The organism is Niallia sp. FSL W8-0954, from assembly GCF_038005605.1.
GTDB lineage: Bacteria > Bacillota > Bacilli > Bacillales > Cytobacillaceae > Niallia > Niallia circulans_A.
Genome location: NZ_JBBOTN010000001.1, coordinates 1,851,601 through 1,868,056, shown reverse-complemented (window position 1 = coordinate 1,868,056; position 16,456 = coordinate 1,851,601). Strand labels below are relative to the sequence as shown.

Below are 16,456 nucleotides of genomic sequence, written 5' to 3'. Positions count from 1 at the left end.
TTTCAAAAAACAGTAATATGTCTAAATTCTACTAGCTAATTTTCTTCCCTAAAACTAGATTAGATACAAAAAAAGTTTTCTCGAATCGTTTTTAAGATAAAAAAAAGAAGCCCTCGGGACGAGGACTTCTTTTTTATAATTAGCGTAAGATATGAATTGGGCTGCCAATTGCAACTTCCGCTGCTTCCATTGTTACCTCACCTAAAGTTGGATGAGCATGGATAGTCATAGCTAAATCTTCAGCTGTCATACCAGCTTCGATTGCTAAGCCTAATTCAGCGATCATATCAGATGCACTTGGACCAGCGATTTGCGCACCGATTACAAGACCATCTTCTTTACGTGTAACAAGCTTCAAGAAACCTTCAGCATCGTTAAGTGCTAACGCACGACCGTTTGCTGCAAATGGGAATTTAGCAGCTTTCACTTCGATACCAGCTTCTTTAGCAGAAGCTTCTGTGTGACCAACAGTTGCTAATTCTGGCTCAGAGAATACTACTGCAGGAATTCCTAAATAGTCGATTTCTGAGTTATGTCCAGCAATAACCTCAGCAGCAATTTTACCTTCATAAGAAGCTTTATGCGCTAATGGAGGACCAGAAATAACATCACCGATAGCAAAGATATTGCTTACAGTTGTACGGCATTGCTTATCTGTTTTAATGATTCCGCGTTCGCCTAATTCAATACCAACTTGTTCTAAACCAAGTTCGTCTGTATTAGGTTTTCTACCAACCATTACGAATACATAATCAGCTTCCACTGATTTTTCTTCGCCTTTAACTTCATATTTAACAACAACGCCAGTGTCTGTTTCTTCCACACCTTTAGCCATTGCTTTTGTAATGATCTCAGCACCTTTTTTCTTAAGGTTGCGAGTAACTAATGAAGACATTTGTTTTTCGAAACCACCAAGAATTTCATCAGCACCTTCAAGGATTGTTACTTGTGTACCAAAGTTAGCATAAGCTCCACCTAACTCAGTACCAACGTATCCTCCACCGATTACTACAATTTTCTCTGGAACTTCTTGAAGTGCAAGTGCACCAGTTGAGTCAAGAACACGTTTAGAGAATTTGAAAGTAGGAATTTCGATTGGACGAGATCCAGTTGCGATAATTGCATTTTTAAAAGTATAAGTTTGAGATGATTTTTCATCCATTACTTTTAAAGTGTTAGCATCTACAAAATATGCTTCACCGTATACAATATCAACTTTGTTCCCTTTTAATAGACCTTCAACTCCACCAGTAAGCTTTTTAACAACACTGTCTTTCCAAGCTTGAACTTTAGAGAAGTCAACTGTTACGTTTTCAGTTGTAATACCCATGTCTGCAGAATGTGCAGCATGCTCGTAACGGTGTCCAGCAGAGATTAAAGCTTTTGAAGGAATACATCCAACGTTTAAGCAAACTCCACCTAATACGTTTTTCTCAACAATTGTAACTTTTTGTCCTAATTGTGCTGCACGAATTGCTGCAACATATCCACCAGGACCCGCACCAATGACTATAGTATCTGTTTCAATAGGAAAATCTCCAACTACCATGTTTTTACGCCTCCATTAACAATAGTTCTGGATCGTTCAATAAACGTTTAATATGATTCATTGCATTTTGAGCAGTAGCTCCGTCAATCATTCTGTGGTCAAAGCTTAAAGAAAGTGCTAATACAGGAGCAGCGACAATTTCTCCATCTTTAACGATAGCTTTCTCAGCAATACGACCAATACCTAAAATAGCAACTTCAGGATGGTTGATTACTGGAGTAAACCATTGTCCACCAGCAGATCCAATGTTAGAAATTGTGCAAGAAGCACCTTTCATTTCAGCTGGAGCTAATTTACCGTCTCTTGCTTTAACAGCAAGTTCATTAATTTCGTTAGAGATGTTAAAGATACCTTTACGATCAGCATTTTTAACAACAGGAACTAATAAACCTTTTTCTGTATCAGCAGCAATACCGATATTATAGTAATGCTTATGAACGATTTCGCTTGTAGCATCATCTAATGATGTGTTTAAAGCTGGGAATTCTTTTAATGCGCTTGTTAAAGCTTTTACTACATAAGGTAAGAAAGTTAATTTGATACCTTTTGCAGCAGCAACTTCTTTATATTTCTTACGGTGTGCAACTAATTTTGACACTTCTACTTCATCCATTAATGTTACGTGAGGAGCAGTGTGCTTAGAATTTACCATTGCTTTAGCAATAGCTTTTCTGATTCCGCTCATTTTCTCACGAGTTTCTGGGAAGTCACCTTCTGGAATAGCAAGCGGCTTAGGAGCTTCCGCTGCTGTTTCTGCTGGAGCAGCTTCTGCAGCTGGTTGGCTAGCAGGTGTTGCACCACCATTTAAGTAAGCATCAATATCTTCTTTAGAAATACGTCCGTTTTTACCAGTACCAGAAACAAGTTGAATTTCTACACCTTTATCACGAGCATATTTACGTACAGAAGGCATTGCGATAATACGTCTGCTTGGATCAACTTCTGCCTCTTGACCTTTGCTTTCTTCAACAGCTTCAGGTTTTGCTTCTTCAGCAGCTGGAGCTTCATCACCATGATCGCCTTTGAACTGAAGGTTTTCATATCCAGGAGCATCAAATGTAATTAAGATATCTCCTACTACTGCAACAGTTCCTTCTTCCACTTTCACTTCTTCTACAGTACCTTCAACTGGGGAAGGAATTTCTACTACTGCTTTATCATTTTGAACTTCACATAATACATCATCTTCTTGAACTTTATCGCCTGGTTTAACAAACCATTTTACGATTTCGCCCTCGTGAATACCTTCACCAATGTCAGGTAATCTAAATTGAAAAGCCAATGTGACAACCTCCTAATATCTTATGAAAAAATTTTCTTCTTTTAACTAACTTATCTTCTAATTCTTGTGCGAATATTATTCGGTTTTAATTAGAAAGTTAGAACTTTTTTAGCTGTTTCAATAATATCTTTAAAGTTTGGAAGCCATACAGTTTCAGCTTGTGTAAATGCAAAAACAGTATCTGGTGCAGTTACACGTAGAACTGGAGCTTCTAAGCTTAGAATTGCACGATCATTGATTTCAGCAACAACATTAGCTGCAATACCAGCTTGTTTTTGTGCTTCTTGAACTACCACAGCTCTACCTGTTTTTTCAACAGATCCAATGATTGTTTCGATATCAAGTGGGCTTACAGTACGTAAGTCAACTACTTCCACTGAGTATCCTTCTTTTTCTAATTCTTCTGCTGCTTTAATAGACTCTTGAACCATTGCTCCATAAGTAATGATAGAAAGGTCTTTACCTTCACGTTTTACATCCGCTTTTCCAAGAGGAATAGTATACTCTTCTTCTGGAACTTCTTGACGGAATGAACGGTATAATTTCATATGCTCTAAGAAGATAACCGGATCGTTATCACGAATAGCAGAAATTAATAAACCTTTAGCATCATAAGGAGTTGATGGGATAACAACTTTAAGACCAGGTTGTTGTGCCATTAATCCTTCTAAGCTGTCGGCATGAAGTTCAGGAGTATGAACTCCACCACCAAATGGAGAACGAATAGTTACTGGTGCGTTGTAGCGACCACCTGAACGATAGCGCATACGAGCCATTTGTCCAGAAATACTATCCATTACTTCATAAACGAAACCAAAGAATTGAATTTCCGGTACTGGACGGTATCCTTGAAGTCCTAAACCGATTGCTAAACCGCCAATTCCAGATTCAGCTAATGGAGTATCAAATACACGATCTTCGCTGAATTCTTTTTGAAGACCTTCTGTCGCACGGAATACACCGCCGTTTACACCTACGTCTTCTCCAAATACTAATACGTTTGGATCATTACGTAATTCTGTGCGTAACGCATCAGTGATTGCTTGAATCATAGTCATTTGCGCCATGGCTTACTTCGACTCCTTTGCTGCATAAATTTCATATTGTTCTTTTAAGTTAACTGGTAACTCTTCATACATGATGTTCATTAAGTCAGTAACTTTTTGTTTTGGAGCTTCATCAGCAATTTTGATTGCTTCTTTAATTTCTTCTTTAGCACGCTCGATAACTGCATTTTCTTTCTCTTCATTCCAAATGCCTTTGTTTTCTAGGAATTTACGGAAACGAACTAATGGGTCTTTCTTTTCCCATTCACTATCAAGATCAGCAGTACGGTAACGAGTTGGGTCATCCCCAGCCATTGTATGTGGACCATAACGGTAAGTTAAAGTTTCGATTAATGTTGGACCTTCACCGTTGATTGCTCTTTCACGAGCTTCACGTACAGCAGCGTAAACTGCTAATGGATCCATTCCATCTACTTGAATTCCAGGGATACCTGCAGCAACTGCTTTTTGTGCAATTGTTTTCGCGGCAGATTGTTTCTCAACTGGAGTAGAAATTGCAAAACGGTTGTTTTGTACAACGAAAATTGCAGGAGCTTTAAATGCACCAGCAAAGTTAATTCCTTCGTAGAAATCACCTTGTGAAGCCCCACCATCACCTGTATAAGTGATTGCAACAGATTTAGCACCACGTTTTTTCATTCCTAATGCTACACCAGCAGTTTGGATGTATTGTGCACCAATAATGATTTGTGGAGAAATTACGTTTACACCTTCAGGAATTTGGTTTCCTTGGAAGTGACCACGTGAGAATAAGAATGCTTGAGATAAAGGAAGTCCATGCCAGATAATTTGTGGAACATCACGATATCCTGGAAGAATAAAATCTTCTTTTTCTAATGCGAATTGTGAAGCCAATTGTGAAGCTTCTTGTCCTGCAGTAGGTGCATAGAAACCTAGGCGACCTTGTCTGTTTAAGGAAATAGAGCGTTGATCAAGAATACGAGTATAAACCATACGAGTCATTAATTCTTGTAATTGCTCATCACTTAAATCAGGCATTGCAGATTCGTTTACAACTTCGCCCTCTTCATTTAAAATCTGAAGTGTTTGAAATTGGTTTGCCACTTGTTCAAGCTGTGCTTGCACATCAAATTGTGCCTTCTTTGTTTTAGAAGCCATTAAAGCCACCCTTTCCTTTCATATTAAAAGACTTTTTTCTGTAAAAACAAATAGATGTTTACAATGTGTTGCCATGTGGTAAACACTTAGTTGGGTAACGCTTTCTATTCCTTAAAGCATATCGCTCTAAGCAACAAAAAAAACCATACTTAAACAGTTTTCCACAAAATACGCAAGAAAAAACGTCTTATAAAATTAATTCGGTTTCCGTATAGACTGTATCAATTATTTATATGTAAATATTAATACAACTGTTCAATACATTTATAAGTTTAATATACTTAAATATTATCCGTCAATCTTTAAGCTCGAAGTTTTTATTATTTTTTTACATGAAATTAATACATCTGTATTATTTGCAACACAACATCTGTATCATACAGAAAACACTATTTGCAACTGTTTTATAATAACTTGCGAAAGTGTCGAAAAATCATTTCTTTTCTATTATGAACTCCGTATGTTTTGAATACTGCATGTTACAAAGCACCTCCTACATTCTGAAATATTATCCCACAAAAAAAGCCACAAAACAAAGTGTGTCCAAAGAAGCAAAATTCATGCTCCGTTTGTCCTCTCTATTTTGTAACTTATAAAAATTTTAATGGGATAGATAAAAGGAATAATCAAGTAATAAATATTACTTCAGACTGTAGACAAACTCCTGTATTTTGGAAATAGAAGTTTGAGTAAAGTATATTTATTAATCTCTTTGAATTTAGACGTTACTTTCCGCTCCGGGGGTTCGCTTTCCGTGGGGCTCGCGCTAAGCCGCTTCGGCTTACAGCCTGCAGGGTCTTAGACTGTCTCGCTAATCCCACAGGAGCATTCCTGTGGGATTAGTTTCTGTGGTATTGCACAAAAAAAGATCCTCCTTTATGATGCTAATATTGAGACCAATCAACACAGCGTCAGAAGGAGAATCTATTATGAATAATACCCGTAATCACCGTTTAAATCAAGTGTCTACTTCCACTTTAATCATTGGAATTGACATTGCTAAAAATACACACTATGCATGTGCGGTGGACGATCGAGGGGTTGAGTTAAGTACCTCTTTTTCTATCCACCAGTCTCATCATGGTTTTCATCAATTTTATCTCAAGCTTCAAAATCTAAAGGCAATTCATCAAAAGGATGATTTATTGATTGGATTCGAGCCTACTGGGCACTATTGGATGAATTTAGCTGCTTTTCTTACCCAAAATGATATTCGTTTTGTCATGGTCAATCCTCTACATGTGAATCGTTCCAAGGAGTTGGATGATAACTTACAAACGAAGAATGATAAGAAGGATGCGAGAGTCATTGCTAAACTAATAACCAATGGATACTTTAGTGATCCTCGTCAAATAGAAGGAATAGAAGCAGAGCTTAGAGAAGGTTCCTCTATTCGGTGGAATCTGAAAAAGGACATTTCGAAAGTGAAGAATCGTATCATTCGCTGGACGGATCGTTACTTTCCTGAATTTAAAGTAGCATTTAAAGATTTAGGGCTGAATGCATGTGCCATATTAAAACATACCCCTTTACCAGTAGACTTAATGGAAAAAGAAATCGAGGAGTTAGTCCTTTTATACTTGGAAAAGGAAAAACTAAAGTATCCAGCAAGACCTAAAATAGCACAACTAAAGAGAGTGGCGGTACAATCTATTGGATTAACAGAAGGCTCCAATATGGCTCGTATAGAAATTTACTCTTTAATTACTCAATACGAACTTCTGACAAAGCAATTAGAACAGGTAAATGAAAGTTTAAAGACACTAGCAGAGCAACAAGCGGAATATCATTATTTATTATCAATCCCTGGCATTGGGGAAACTACCGTTATAGATTTACTAGCAGAAGTGGGTTCTCTCAAGCATTATAAACATCCACGCCAACTTATTAAATTAGCGGGATTAACCTTACGAGAGAACTCTTCTGGAAAGATGATTGGACAAAAGCGAATCTCCAAAAGAGGGAGAAGAAAGCTGCGAGCCCTTCTCTATCGTGCTGTCTTGCCTTTGATTAGAAATAATGAAACCTTTTATGATTTATATCAGTATTATATCTCTAGAAAAGAAAACCCTTTGAAGAAGAAAGAAGCATTAGTCGTTCTATGTAATAAAATGTTAAAGATTTTTCATGGACTTTGTCAGCAAGAAGTACTGTTTGATAAGGAGCGAATGAGACAAGATCTCTCTATCCTCCAACCCAAATAAAAATCTATAAGACGGTTATATTCAAAAAGATGACAGGAAAGCTGGCTTTTAGAGAGACTTACGACTTAGAGTCCATACAGGAGCATGATGCCAGCCTCTGCCTTATGATGAGACCAAACGAAGGAATGTAAGCGCGCGACGCTAAGAGACATGGGAGGGTACGTCCTCATAAGAAGAGTAGAGATACCGGATGCATCTAATAGTGTATATTTGTCAATAAATCCCTATTGGCTCTAGCGTCGCGTCCACTTACTTACCAAATATTATAATTAATGGAATAGTTAGTTAAAATATGATTCAAAGAGTTTTCCTAAAAAAATATTGGACTAAAAAAATAACGCTGTAAACGTTGGTATATCAACTTTCCTCGAGGGAGTCTCACCCCCTCCACTCCAAGCAACGCATGAAAATGCATTTTTACTTCTCCAATATCTTTTTGTCGACAAGCTACAAGTAATAAATATTACTTTATTTTTCTTCTTCCTCTTCATTCATTTTGATTTTTATGCCGGCTTCTTTATAGAAGTCTACTTTCAAATCATTATATTTCTTCGTTAATTCATTAAATGTTTTGTTATTTTCATAAACCTTCTCATACGTATCATTGATTTTTTTTACCTGTTTTTCTAAATCATCCATATTCACATCTTTATCTTTAAACATTTCATAAAGCTTTTTATCACTATTAAGCCCTTCTATGTAATTTGCGTATAATTTATCATGTTCTTTATAACGGGCCATCATTGTTTGGTATAGATTATCCGCTTTATCCTTTAATGATTTTTCCTCCTTTTTTTCTAGTTCTTCTATGTCTGTTGTTATTGTTTCAAACTTTTCTTGTGACTTTTTTATACTATCTGCTTCTTTATCCATATATTCTTTTCTTTTGGAAATGGATTCTAGAGCTTCGTCCGATAATTTTGTAATTTCATCCATATCCTCTAATCCAAGACTAATTATTTTAGAATAAATATCTTGTTCCTTCTTTTCTAATTTGACAAGAGGATCTTGCTGTTCTTCAAAACCACTTTCAATCTTAACTACTTCTTCTAGTTTGTCATACATTTTCTCACTTGGAGAATTAAAATTGCACCCAGCAGCAATTATCGTAAATAGCATAATTGTACTAATTAAAACACTTCGTTTCATTTGTTTCCTCCTCACTTTCTTATTACTATATCGATTCTTCTGTACTTTGACAATAATGGTTCCCTTCGTCTTAATCATCTAGACTGTTTTAAGAATCTAATAAAAACTCCATTCTTCCCTGCGTAATTGTCCGTTTCCAATTTTTTTAACAGGCAGCACTGATGACTTTAGAAATATTTTTATATTATAAACATATTAGCTTGTCCTATAATATATTATAGGTATATCTAATTATCTTCTTGCATAAAGTACTATTCTCATTTATTAACTTTTTATTCTATCTCTGTTAGACTACTTTTATAAACAGTTAGATACAAGGAAGTGATTATTTTGATAACAATGACAGATATTATTCGCGATGGCCATCCGACATTGAGACAAGTGGCAAGCGAAGTTATCATGCCACCAAGCGAAGAGGAAAAAAACATTCTAAAAAGCATGATGGAATATTTAATAAATAGCCAAAATCCCGAATTAGCAGATAAGTATGGATTAAGAGGCGGGGTAGGCTTAGCTGCTCCGCAAATAAATGTTTCCAAAAGAATGATTGCTGTGCACGTTAAAGATGAAAATGACAAGCAATACAGCTACGCTTTATTCAATCCTAAAATCATCAGCCATTCCATTGAAAAAGCTTATTTAACAACTGGCGAAGGCTGCCTTTCTGTCGATGAAACCATTCCAGGTTTCGTTCCAAGGTATGCAAGAATTACTTTGAAAGGGATTGATTTAGAAGGAAAAGAAGTAAAATTACGCCTTAAAGGATTACCAGCAATTGTTTTCCAACACGAAATTGATCATCTAAACGGCGTGATGTTTTATGATCATATCAATGAAAAAGATCCTTTTCTTCCTATTGATAACGCATTACCTATTGAAAGATAACTTTTTATAGAAAGAAACGGTTCGATCATTACTATTCGAGCCTCTTCTTCTTTCCCTTCTACTTCCCTGTTTTATACTAAATAAGGTTTTATCCTGCTACAGAGGATCGCTCTCCATTCAGCCTATTTTACAATTACCAACATTATCCATGAGAATCTTACAAAAATATTCATATACTATTTATATAAAAGGCTGTTTTCATAGAAAATAAAAGGAATGCTTATCGTCTCTAAAACATGTCTAGTTAACGATTCTTTCTATTAGCTTCACACTAAGATAGAAAATTGACGCTTCCTAAATACTCTTATCTAACGACCCACTATGAAATTAGCCAAATAAAAGGAATAAACCATTCTTTCGTATCCAAATAATGTAAAACCGCCTTCAATTTTGAATGATCGGATTGAAAAAACACCATTTAATAAACTATTTTTTTACAAAAAGAAATATAAAATGAGAAGATGACTTTACTTTGTACAAGAATGGTTTAAAATAGAATTAAGGAGATGATCCACTATGTTAAAGAAGCTAAGAAAGAAGCTTTTAAAACAGTGGAAAGATTTACTTCGCAAAAAAACAATAGCTTAAAAAATTGAAGGGTATTTTTATGGTCCGGCCAATACCACGCTTAGTTAAATATAGTGGTTATTATACCGCTATACAAACCAAGCATTATGGTATTGAGTCTGACCTTTTGTTTTAATAACGATTTCATAAGAATGATCATACATAAACTTATGTAATATTAATATGTTTCATAATAATATATAGAGGGTAAATATCTTTTTCCATCCATCAGTTTCACATAAACTCACTGAGAAAAGAACCTTTCTAATATAATGGCTATTAAAAGAAAAAACATGAAAACCATGTTATTTTTTTATATAATAAATTTCAGAAACAAATGATTAAGGAGCGATTTACAATGATATTTAAAGTATATTTTCAAGATTTAAAAACAGAGGTACCAGTAAGAGAAAATACGCGAACTATTTTCGTTAAAGGTTCATCAGAAAGAGATGTTCGAACAAAATTAGCAGAAAAACCATATAATATCGAGTTTATTACTGGCGTAGAAGGTGCATTCTTAGAATATGAACAACAAAACGAAGACTTTACAGTATTGGAGATTGAATAATGAAATTTGTAAAAAATGATCAAACTGCTGTATTTGCCCTAGGAGGATTAGGGGAAATCGGTAAAAATACGTATGGTGTCCAGTTTCAAGATGAAATTATTTTAATTGATGCTGGAATTAAATTTCCTGAGGACGAGCTTTTAGGAATTGACTATGTTATTCCTGATTATACTTTTTTAGAGAAGAATGTAGACAAAATTAAAGGCTTATTTATCACGCATGGTCACGAAGATCATATTGGTGGTATTCCTTACCTTTTAAGACAAGTTAATATCCCTCTTTACGGAGGCAAACTGGCATTAGCACTTGTTCGTAACAAATTGGAAGAGCATGGATTATTGCGCCAAACAACGATGCATGAAATTCAAGAAGACGATATCATTAAATTTAGAAAAACATCGGTTTCTTTCTTTAGAACTACTCATAGTATACCTGATTCCTATGGGATTGTTGTCAAAACACCACCTGGGAACATTGTACACACTGGAGATTTTAAATTTGACTTTACGCCAGTTGGGGAACCTGCCAATTTAACAAAAATGGCTGAAATAGGGAAAGAAGGCGTTTTGTGCTTATTATCTGATAGTACAAATAGTGAAGTTCCTAATTTTACTATGTCGGAGAAAAAAGTCGGAAAAAGCATCCATGATACTTTTATAAAGGCGGACGGTAGATTGATTTTTGCTACTTTCGCTTCCAATATTTATCGCTTACAGCAAGTAACAGATGCAGCCGTAGAATTTGGCCGCAAAATAGCTGTTTTTGGACGCAGTATGGAAGCTGCTATTAACATCGGTTTGGAACTTGGCTTTATAAAAGCACCAAAAGAAACTTTTGTTGATCCGCAACAAATTAACCGACTGCCAGCTAATCAAGTGGTCATACTTTGTACAGGAAGCCAAGGTGAACCAATGGCAGCTCTATCAAGAATTGCTAATGGTACGCATAGACAAATCCAGATTATCCCTGGTGACACTGTGGTATTCTCTTCCAATCCAGTACCAGGTAATACATTAAGTGTTAATAAAACAATCAATCAACTTTACCGAGCAGGTGCGGAAGTAATTCATGGACCACTTAACAATATTCACACTTCTGGTCATGGTGGTCAACAAGAGCAAATGCTAATGCTTCGATTAATTAAACCTAAATTCTTTATGCCAATCCATGGTGAGTTTAGAATGCAAAAAACACACGCTCAAACTGCTGTTGATTGTGGCGTCAAAGAAGAGAACTGCTTCATTATGGATAATGGTGAAGTATTAGCACTTTCAAGCGATTCAGCACAGGTTGCAGGTAAAATTCCATCTGGAAATGTATATATTGACGGAAGCGGAATTGGCGACATTGGAAATATTGTTTTACGTGATCGTCGAATTCTTTCAGAAGAAGGCTTAGTGGTTGTCGTGGTGAGTATTAATATGACTGATTTTAGAATCGCCGCTGGACCTGATCTTATTTCAAGAGGATTTGTGTACATGCGTGAGTCTGGTGATTTAATCAATGATGCACAAACACTAATAAGTAAACATTTAAATAAAGTAATGGAACGCAAAACGACACAATGGTCAGAAATAAAGAATGAAATAATTGATACTATTTCTCCATTCCTATATGAAAAAACAAAACGTCGCCCAATGATCCTTCCTATTATCATGGAAGTATAAATAAGTAAAAAGGAGCTATTTGTTCTATATCGAACAAATAGCTCCTTTTTCTTGTTAAGACATAACCTTTTTCTCAAAACGATTAATATCCGAGTCAGCTCCAATTACAATTAAGATATCCTTTTCTCTAATTGATTCTGATGCTTGAGGAGAAACGATAATTTCCTTCCCTCTTTTTATGGCAACAATAGTGATTCCATATCTGGCACGAATATCTAAATCAATGATCGAACGACCATCTAATTTATGACTTGCTTTAATTTCCACAATACTATGCTCATCCGATAGCTCTAAATAATCAAGGACATTGTTAGAGACAATATTATGAGCTATTCTCTTGCCCATATCCCTTTCAGGATGAACAACTGCATCTGCTCCAATTTTACTTAGTACTTTCTCATGATAATCATTTTGGGCTTTTACCGTTATATTTTGCACACCTAATTCTTTCAGCATTAAAGTTGTTAAAATACTTGCTTGGATATCTTCCCCTATTGCAACAATAACATGGTCAAAATTACGGATCCCAAGACCTTTCAATACTGTTTCATCTACCGCATTACCTACCACTGCATGCGAAACTAGATTTGCGTATTCATTTACTTTTTCTTCACTTTTATCAATGACCATTACATCCATACCTAGTTCGGTCAATTCCTTGCAAATACTACCACCAAATCTTCCAAGGCCAATAACCGCAAATGCTCTTTTCACAATAAAATCCTCCAACAATTATAAAAATTTCACCTAAATAAATCGTCCTTATTATAACATTAAACCACTTGATTAATATATAAAAGCTAATGATTGTTTTCCAGCCAGTTATTGTTGATTATTTATGACACGGTTGATGCGTGTATTTAACATTTTTAAATTAGTTCCGCCCGCCTGGTAGTACCGCAGCTTTCTTTCCCTATCAAATAAATAGTAGGAGGGAACATATTCATTCGAAAATGCCTTGGCTAGCTGAAAATCATGATCTACATAAATGGACTGTGTCATACTATACGTCTTGGCAGTCTTTTTTATTAAATCAATATCTAAATCTCGCTCTGTTCGAGGGAAATGCACAGATATTATTAGAAGATTATCTTGATATAACTCCCTATATTGGTTTAATTCGGGCATAGCCCTTTTACAAAAATAACAACTTACAGACCAAAAGTGAATTAAAATCAGCTTATCGCCTATTTCATTTGTAAGCTTTGTTTCCCCGTTAATCCATATGGTCGGAGTATTCCAGTTTGGAAGTTGCTCACCTATTTTCAATGATTCGTTACCTTCTTTCTTTTTATTCCTATACGCATATTTTTTGCTGAACTAATCACATAAAAAGTTAGTGAATCATGTCTCCCCGCTTTTAGATAAACAGAGTATCCTTATTTGCAAATCTATCAAGTAACTAACTTATCCGAAGCTTAATAGATCCATCTCCTAGTTTATCAAATACTTTAAAGGGAATAAAAAGAAAAAACTTATTTTTCATTAAAAGGAGTACAATTTCTAATGATTTATGTTGATAAACTAAAAACGTATATCCAAAATATAGAATGGGGAGATTTCCTTCTAGAATCTTCTCTATTAGCGTTAAAAATTATCTTGATTCTGTTAAGTTATATTTTCATCAAAAAGATGGCTAAAAAGGTAATAAATAAATTATTCGAAACTTATATTCAAAAGCATTCTATCTCACGTGGCAGAGCCTTCACTTTAGAAAGCTTAACGAATAATCTAATTACCTATGTATTATTTTTTATACTCATTATTACTATTCTTCAATTGCTAGGAATTGATGCAACAGCCATATTAGCTGGAGCTGGTATTATTGGATTAGCAGTTGGTTTTGGTGCACAAGGTTTAGTAAGTGACCTAGTATCAGGATTCTTTTTGTTATTAGAAAAACAGTTAGATGTGGGGGAACTTGTATCGATAGGGGATTTTTCAGGTACTGTCGAACAAGTAGGGCTGCGAACAACACAAATTAGAGGTGCTGATGGAACATTACACTTTATTCCTAATCGAGAAATCACACAGCTTAGTAACCATTCTCGGGGAGAAATGCAAGCTTTAGTCGATATAGAAATTTCTGTACATAATAATATACCAAAAACATTAGAAATTTTAAAGGCTCTATGTGAACATATCGCCAAAGAAAACACAGTCATTACGGATGGACCAGATGTGGTTGGCATACAAAACATGGGACCAAATACTCTTACTATTAGAATACTAGCCAAAACAATCAATATGGAGCAATGGGGTGTCGAACGATTAATCAGACAAGAAGTAAAAATCGCACTTGATGAAAATGGTATTAAACTTCCAGAAACTCCGATTATAGTAGATAAAAAGAGTTAAAAAAAGGCTTACTGTCCATTTTGCAGTAAGCCTTCTCTTTTATATAAAACAGAGTTCCTCTATTCTTAATTGCCTTTTTTGGTTAAATACGCTGTTAATACATTTACAGCCAACTGTAAAGCATCCTCTTTCGGATTAAGCTTGCTATGATGTAATCCAAAGGTAGAGTCAACTCCTAGCCAAAACATAAATCCTGGGATTTCCTTTAACATATAACCGAAATCTTCCCCTGTCATGGCTTCTTTACATTCAAATAAGGTTGCTTCTGTTTCCTCTATAATAAAATCCATAAACTCTTTCGTTAATAACTCATTATTATAGACTTGATAATAACCACTTCCGAAATCAATGGTGCATTCACAGTCATAGGCGATTTCAGTTCCTTTTACTAAAGATTGAACGCGTTTTTTTACTTTTTCCATTGCTTCACTAGAAAGCGTACGCATCGTTCCTTCTAGCCTTGCTGTTTCGGCGATAACATTTTGAACCGTTCCGCCTGTGATTTTCCCAATCGTTACAACAGCACTTTCAAGTGGATTTATATTTCTAGACACGATGGACTGTAACTGGGATACTAATGTACATGCAGCAACAACCATATCATTTGTTAAATGAGGATAGGCTGCATGTCCCCCTTTCCCTTTTAAATCAATAAAGAGTTCTGATGTATTCGCAAATAATAAGCCAGGCTTAATCGCAATCGTCCCTACAGGATATTCCGGAGCAACATGAAGAGCTATTATCATATCTGGCTTCCATGCTTGGAGCTCCTCACTTTTCAACATCGGTTCAGCACCGCCTGGTCCCTCTTCTGCAGGTTGAAAGATAAATACCACATCATCGTTAATTGGATTATTAATAATATTAGTTAGCACACCTAATGCGATCGTCATATGAAAATCATGACCGCAAGCATGCATTTCAGTCGGATGCTCTGATACAAAGGATAATGATGTTTCTTCCACAATCGGTAATCCATCCATATCAGCACGATAGCCAATCGTTTTTGTTGGATTAAGTCCATTCACTTTTACGATAATCCCAGTCTTCCATGTTTTCACTTCTACACGTTCATCTGCGACGCTTTGAATCATCTGTAGTAAATATTGCTGTGTTTTAAATTCTTTAAATCCAAGCTCCGGAATTCTATGCAGCTGTCTGCGAATAGTAACTAAATCTATCGTATTCCCCATATAGCTCCCCTACTCTTCCTTTTTTATACAATTTTACATAGCTCATTAGATTACCTACAAGAAAAGCGCGGAAGTTTCTCCACGCTTTTCATCAAAATTATAATTGACGTAACTCTTGCATAATTTCTGTTTTTGATTTTGTTTTATCATCAATTTCTTTTACTACTCGTGCAGGAGCTCCTGCTACTAATGTATTCGCTGGAACATCTTCTAATACGATAGCTCCTGCAGCAACTACAGACCCTTTTCCTACAGTTACACCCTCTACAATAACAGCATTTGCACCAACCAATACATCATCTTCAATTATAACTGGTTTAGCAGATGGAGGCTCAATTACACCAGCTAATACTGCACCTGCTCCAATATGACAGTTTTTACCGACAGTAGCTCGTCCACCCATAATAACTCCCATATCAATCATTGTGCCTTCGCCGATAACAGCACCAATATTAATAACAGCACCCATCATAATAACAGCATTATCACCAATATCAACTTGGTCACGAATAATTGCGCCTGGCTCAATACGAGCTTTAATATTTTTTAAATCTAATAAAGGAATAGCGGAATTTCTACGATCATTTTCAACTACATAATCTGTTACTTTATCCTTATTAGCTTCAATTACACTTTGAATGTCTGTCCATTCTCCAAAAATCACACCAGAATTCCCGCTAATAAAGGTTTGGATATTCTCACCAAATTCAACAGCTGATAAATCCCCTTTTACATATACCTTAACAGGTGTAGATTTTGTACTATTTTGAATAAATGAAATAATTTCATTTGCATCCATCATTTTCATTTCTTTACCTCCAGTTATGTATAAATTACAATATAAA

At 35.5% G+C, this 16,456-nt stretch carries 14 protein-coding genes; 5 read left to right on the top strand and 9 right to left on the bottom strand.

Annotated features, from left to right (window positions below; all coding sequences use genetic code 11):
• Positions 1–139 precede the first annotated feature (139 nt).
• The 4 genes from lpdA to pdhA all read right to left on the bottom strand — a co-directional run bounded on the left by lpdA (position 140) and on the right by pdhA (position 5,017).
• Positions 140–1,549 (bottom strand): dihydrolipoyl dehydrogenase, encoded by a 1,410-nt coding sequence (lpdA, locus tag NX902_RS09070; protein WP_047942998.1) that lies wholly within the window; start codon positions 1,547–1,549, stop codon positions 140–142.
• A gap of 4 nt (positions 1,550–1,553) precedes the next feature.
• Entirely contained in the window at positions 1,554–2,831 is a 1,278-nt protein-coding gene (locus NX902_RS09065; protein WP_095329055.1) for a dihydrolipoamide acetyltransferase family protein, read from the bottom strand.
• An 89-nt stretch (positions 2,832–2,920) separates the two neighbouring features.
• Positions 2,921–3,898, bottom strand: coding sequence for an alpha-ketoacid dehydrogenase subunit beta (locus NX902_RS09060; RefSeq protein ID WP_095329054.1), 978 nt, complete (start codon positions 3,896–3,898; stop codon positions 2,921–2,923).
• Between the two features lie 3 nt (positions 3,899–3,901).
• Positions 3,902–5,017, bottom strand: a complete 1,116-nt coding sequence (gene pdhA / locus NX902_RS09055; protein WP_095329053.1) for a pyruvate dehydrogenase (acetyl-transferring) E1 component subunit alpha — start codon at positions 5,015–5,017, stop codon at positions 3,902–3,904.
• Positions 5,018–5,946: 929 nt separating this feature from the next.
• Here pdhA and NX902_RS09050 point away from each other — a divergent pair.
• A complete protein-coding gene (locus NX902_RS09050; RefSeq protein ID WP_047945042.1) occupies positions 5,947–7,221 on the top strand; it encodes an IS110 family transposase in 1,275 nt (424 codons plus the stop codon).
• A 468-nt stretch (positions 7,222–7,689) separates the two neighbouring features.
• Here NX902_RS09050 and NX902_RS09045 read toward each other — a convergent pair whose 3' ends face one another.
• A complete protein-coding gene (locus NX902_RS09045) occupies positions 7,690–8,448 on the bottom strand; it encodes a YkyA family protein (RefSeq protein WP_123257402.1) in 759 nt (252 codons plus the stop codon).
• Positions 8,449–8,700: 252 nt separating this feature from the next.
• Here NX902_RS09045 and def point away from each other — a divergent pair, with 252 nt between their 5' ends.
• From def to rnjA, 3 genes are all read left to right on the top strand, one after another.
• Positions 8,701–9,255 (top strand): peptide deformylase, encoded by a 555-nt coding sequence (def, locus tag NX902_RS09040; RefSeq protein ID WP_163188094.1) that lies wholly within the window; start codon positions 8,701–8,703, stop codon positions 9,253–9,255.
• Between the two features lie 925 nt (positions 9,256–10,180).
• Complete coding sequence (locus tag NX902_RS09035; RefSeq protein WP_095329047.1) at positions 10,181–10,393, top strand: DNA-dependent RNA polymerase subunit epsilon; 213 nt, start codon at positions 10,181–10,183, stop codon at positions 10,391–10,393.
• On the top strand, positions 10,393–12,060 hold the full coding sequence (gene rnjA / locus NX902_RS09030; protein WP_095329046.1) for a ribonuclease J1: 1,668 nt from the start codon (positions 10,393–10,395) through the stop codon (positions 12,058–12,060). The genes NX902_RS09035 and rnjA overlap by 1 nt, the downstream gene beginning before the upstream one ends.
• 54 nt (positions 12,061–12,114) lie before the next feature.
• On the opposite strand, the gene NX902_RS09025 is transcribed toward rnjA, so the two are convergent.
• Positions 12,115–12,774 (bottom strand): potassium channel family protein, encoded by a 660-nt coding sequence (locus NX902_RS09025; protein WP_095329045.1) that lies wholly within the window; start codon positions 12,772–12,774, stop codon positions 12,115–12,117.
• Between the two features lie 108 nt (positions 12,775–12,882).
• Complete coding sequence (locus NX902_RS09020; protein WP_171509508.1) at positions 12,883–13,329, bottom strand: TlpA family protein disulfide reductase; 447 nt, start codon at positions 13,327–13,329, stop codon at positions 12,883–12,885.
• A 237-nt stretch (positions 13,330–13,566) separates the two neighbouring features.
• Between NX902_RS09020 and NX902_RS09015 the strand changes: the two genes are divergently transcribed.
• Positions 13,567–14,418, top strand: coding sequence for a mechanosensitive ion channel family protein (locus NX902_RS09015; protein ID WP_095329043.1), 852 nt, complete (start codon positions 13,567–13,569; stop codon positions 14,416–14,418).
• A gap of 65 nt (positions 14,419–14,483) precedes the next feature.
• On the opposite strand, the gene NX902_RS09010 is transcribed toward NX902_RS09015, so the two are convergent.
• Together NX902_RS09010 and dapD are read right to left on the bottom strand one after the other, a co-directional pair.
• Positions 14,484–15,611, bottom strand: coding sequence for an N-acetyldiaminopimelate deacetylase (locus NX902_RS09010; protein WP_095329042.1), 1,128 nt, complete (start codon positions 15,609–15,611; stop codon positions 14,484–14,486).
• Between the two features lie 97 nt (positions 15,612–15,708).
• A complete protein-coding gene (gene dapD, locus NX902_RS09005; protein WP_095329041.1) occupies positions 15,709–16,419 on the bottom strand; it encodes a 2,3,4,5-tetrahydropyridine-2,6-dicarboxylate N-acetyltransferase in 711 nt (236 codons plus the stop codon).
• Positions 16,420–16,456: the final 37 nt, after the last annotated feature.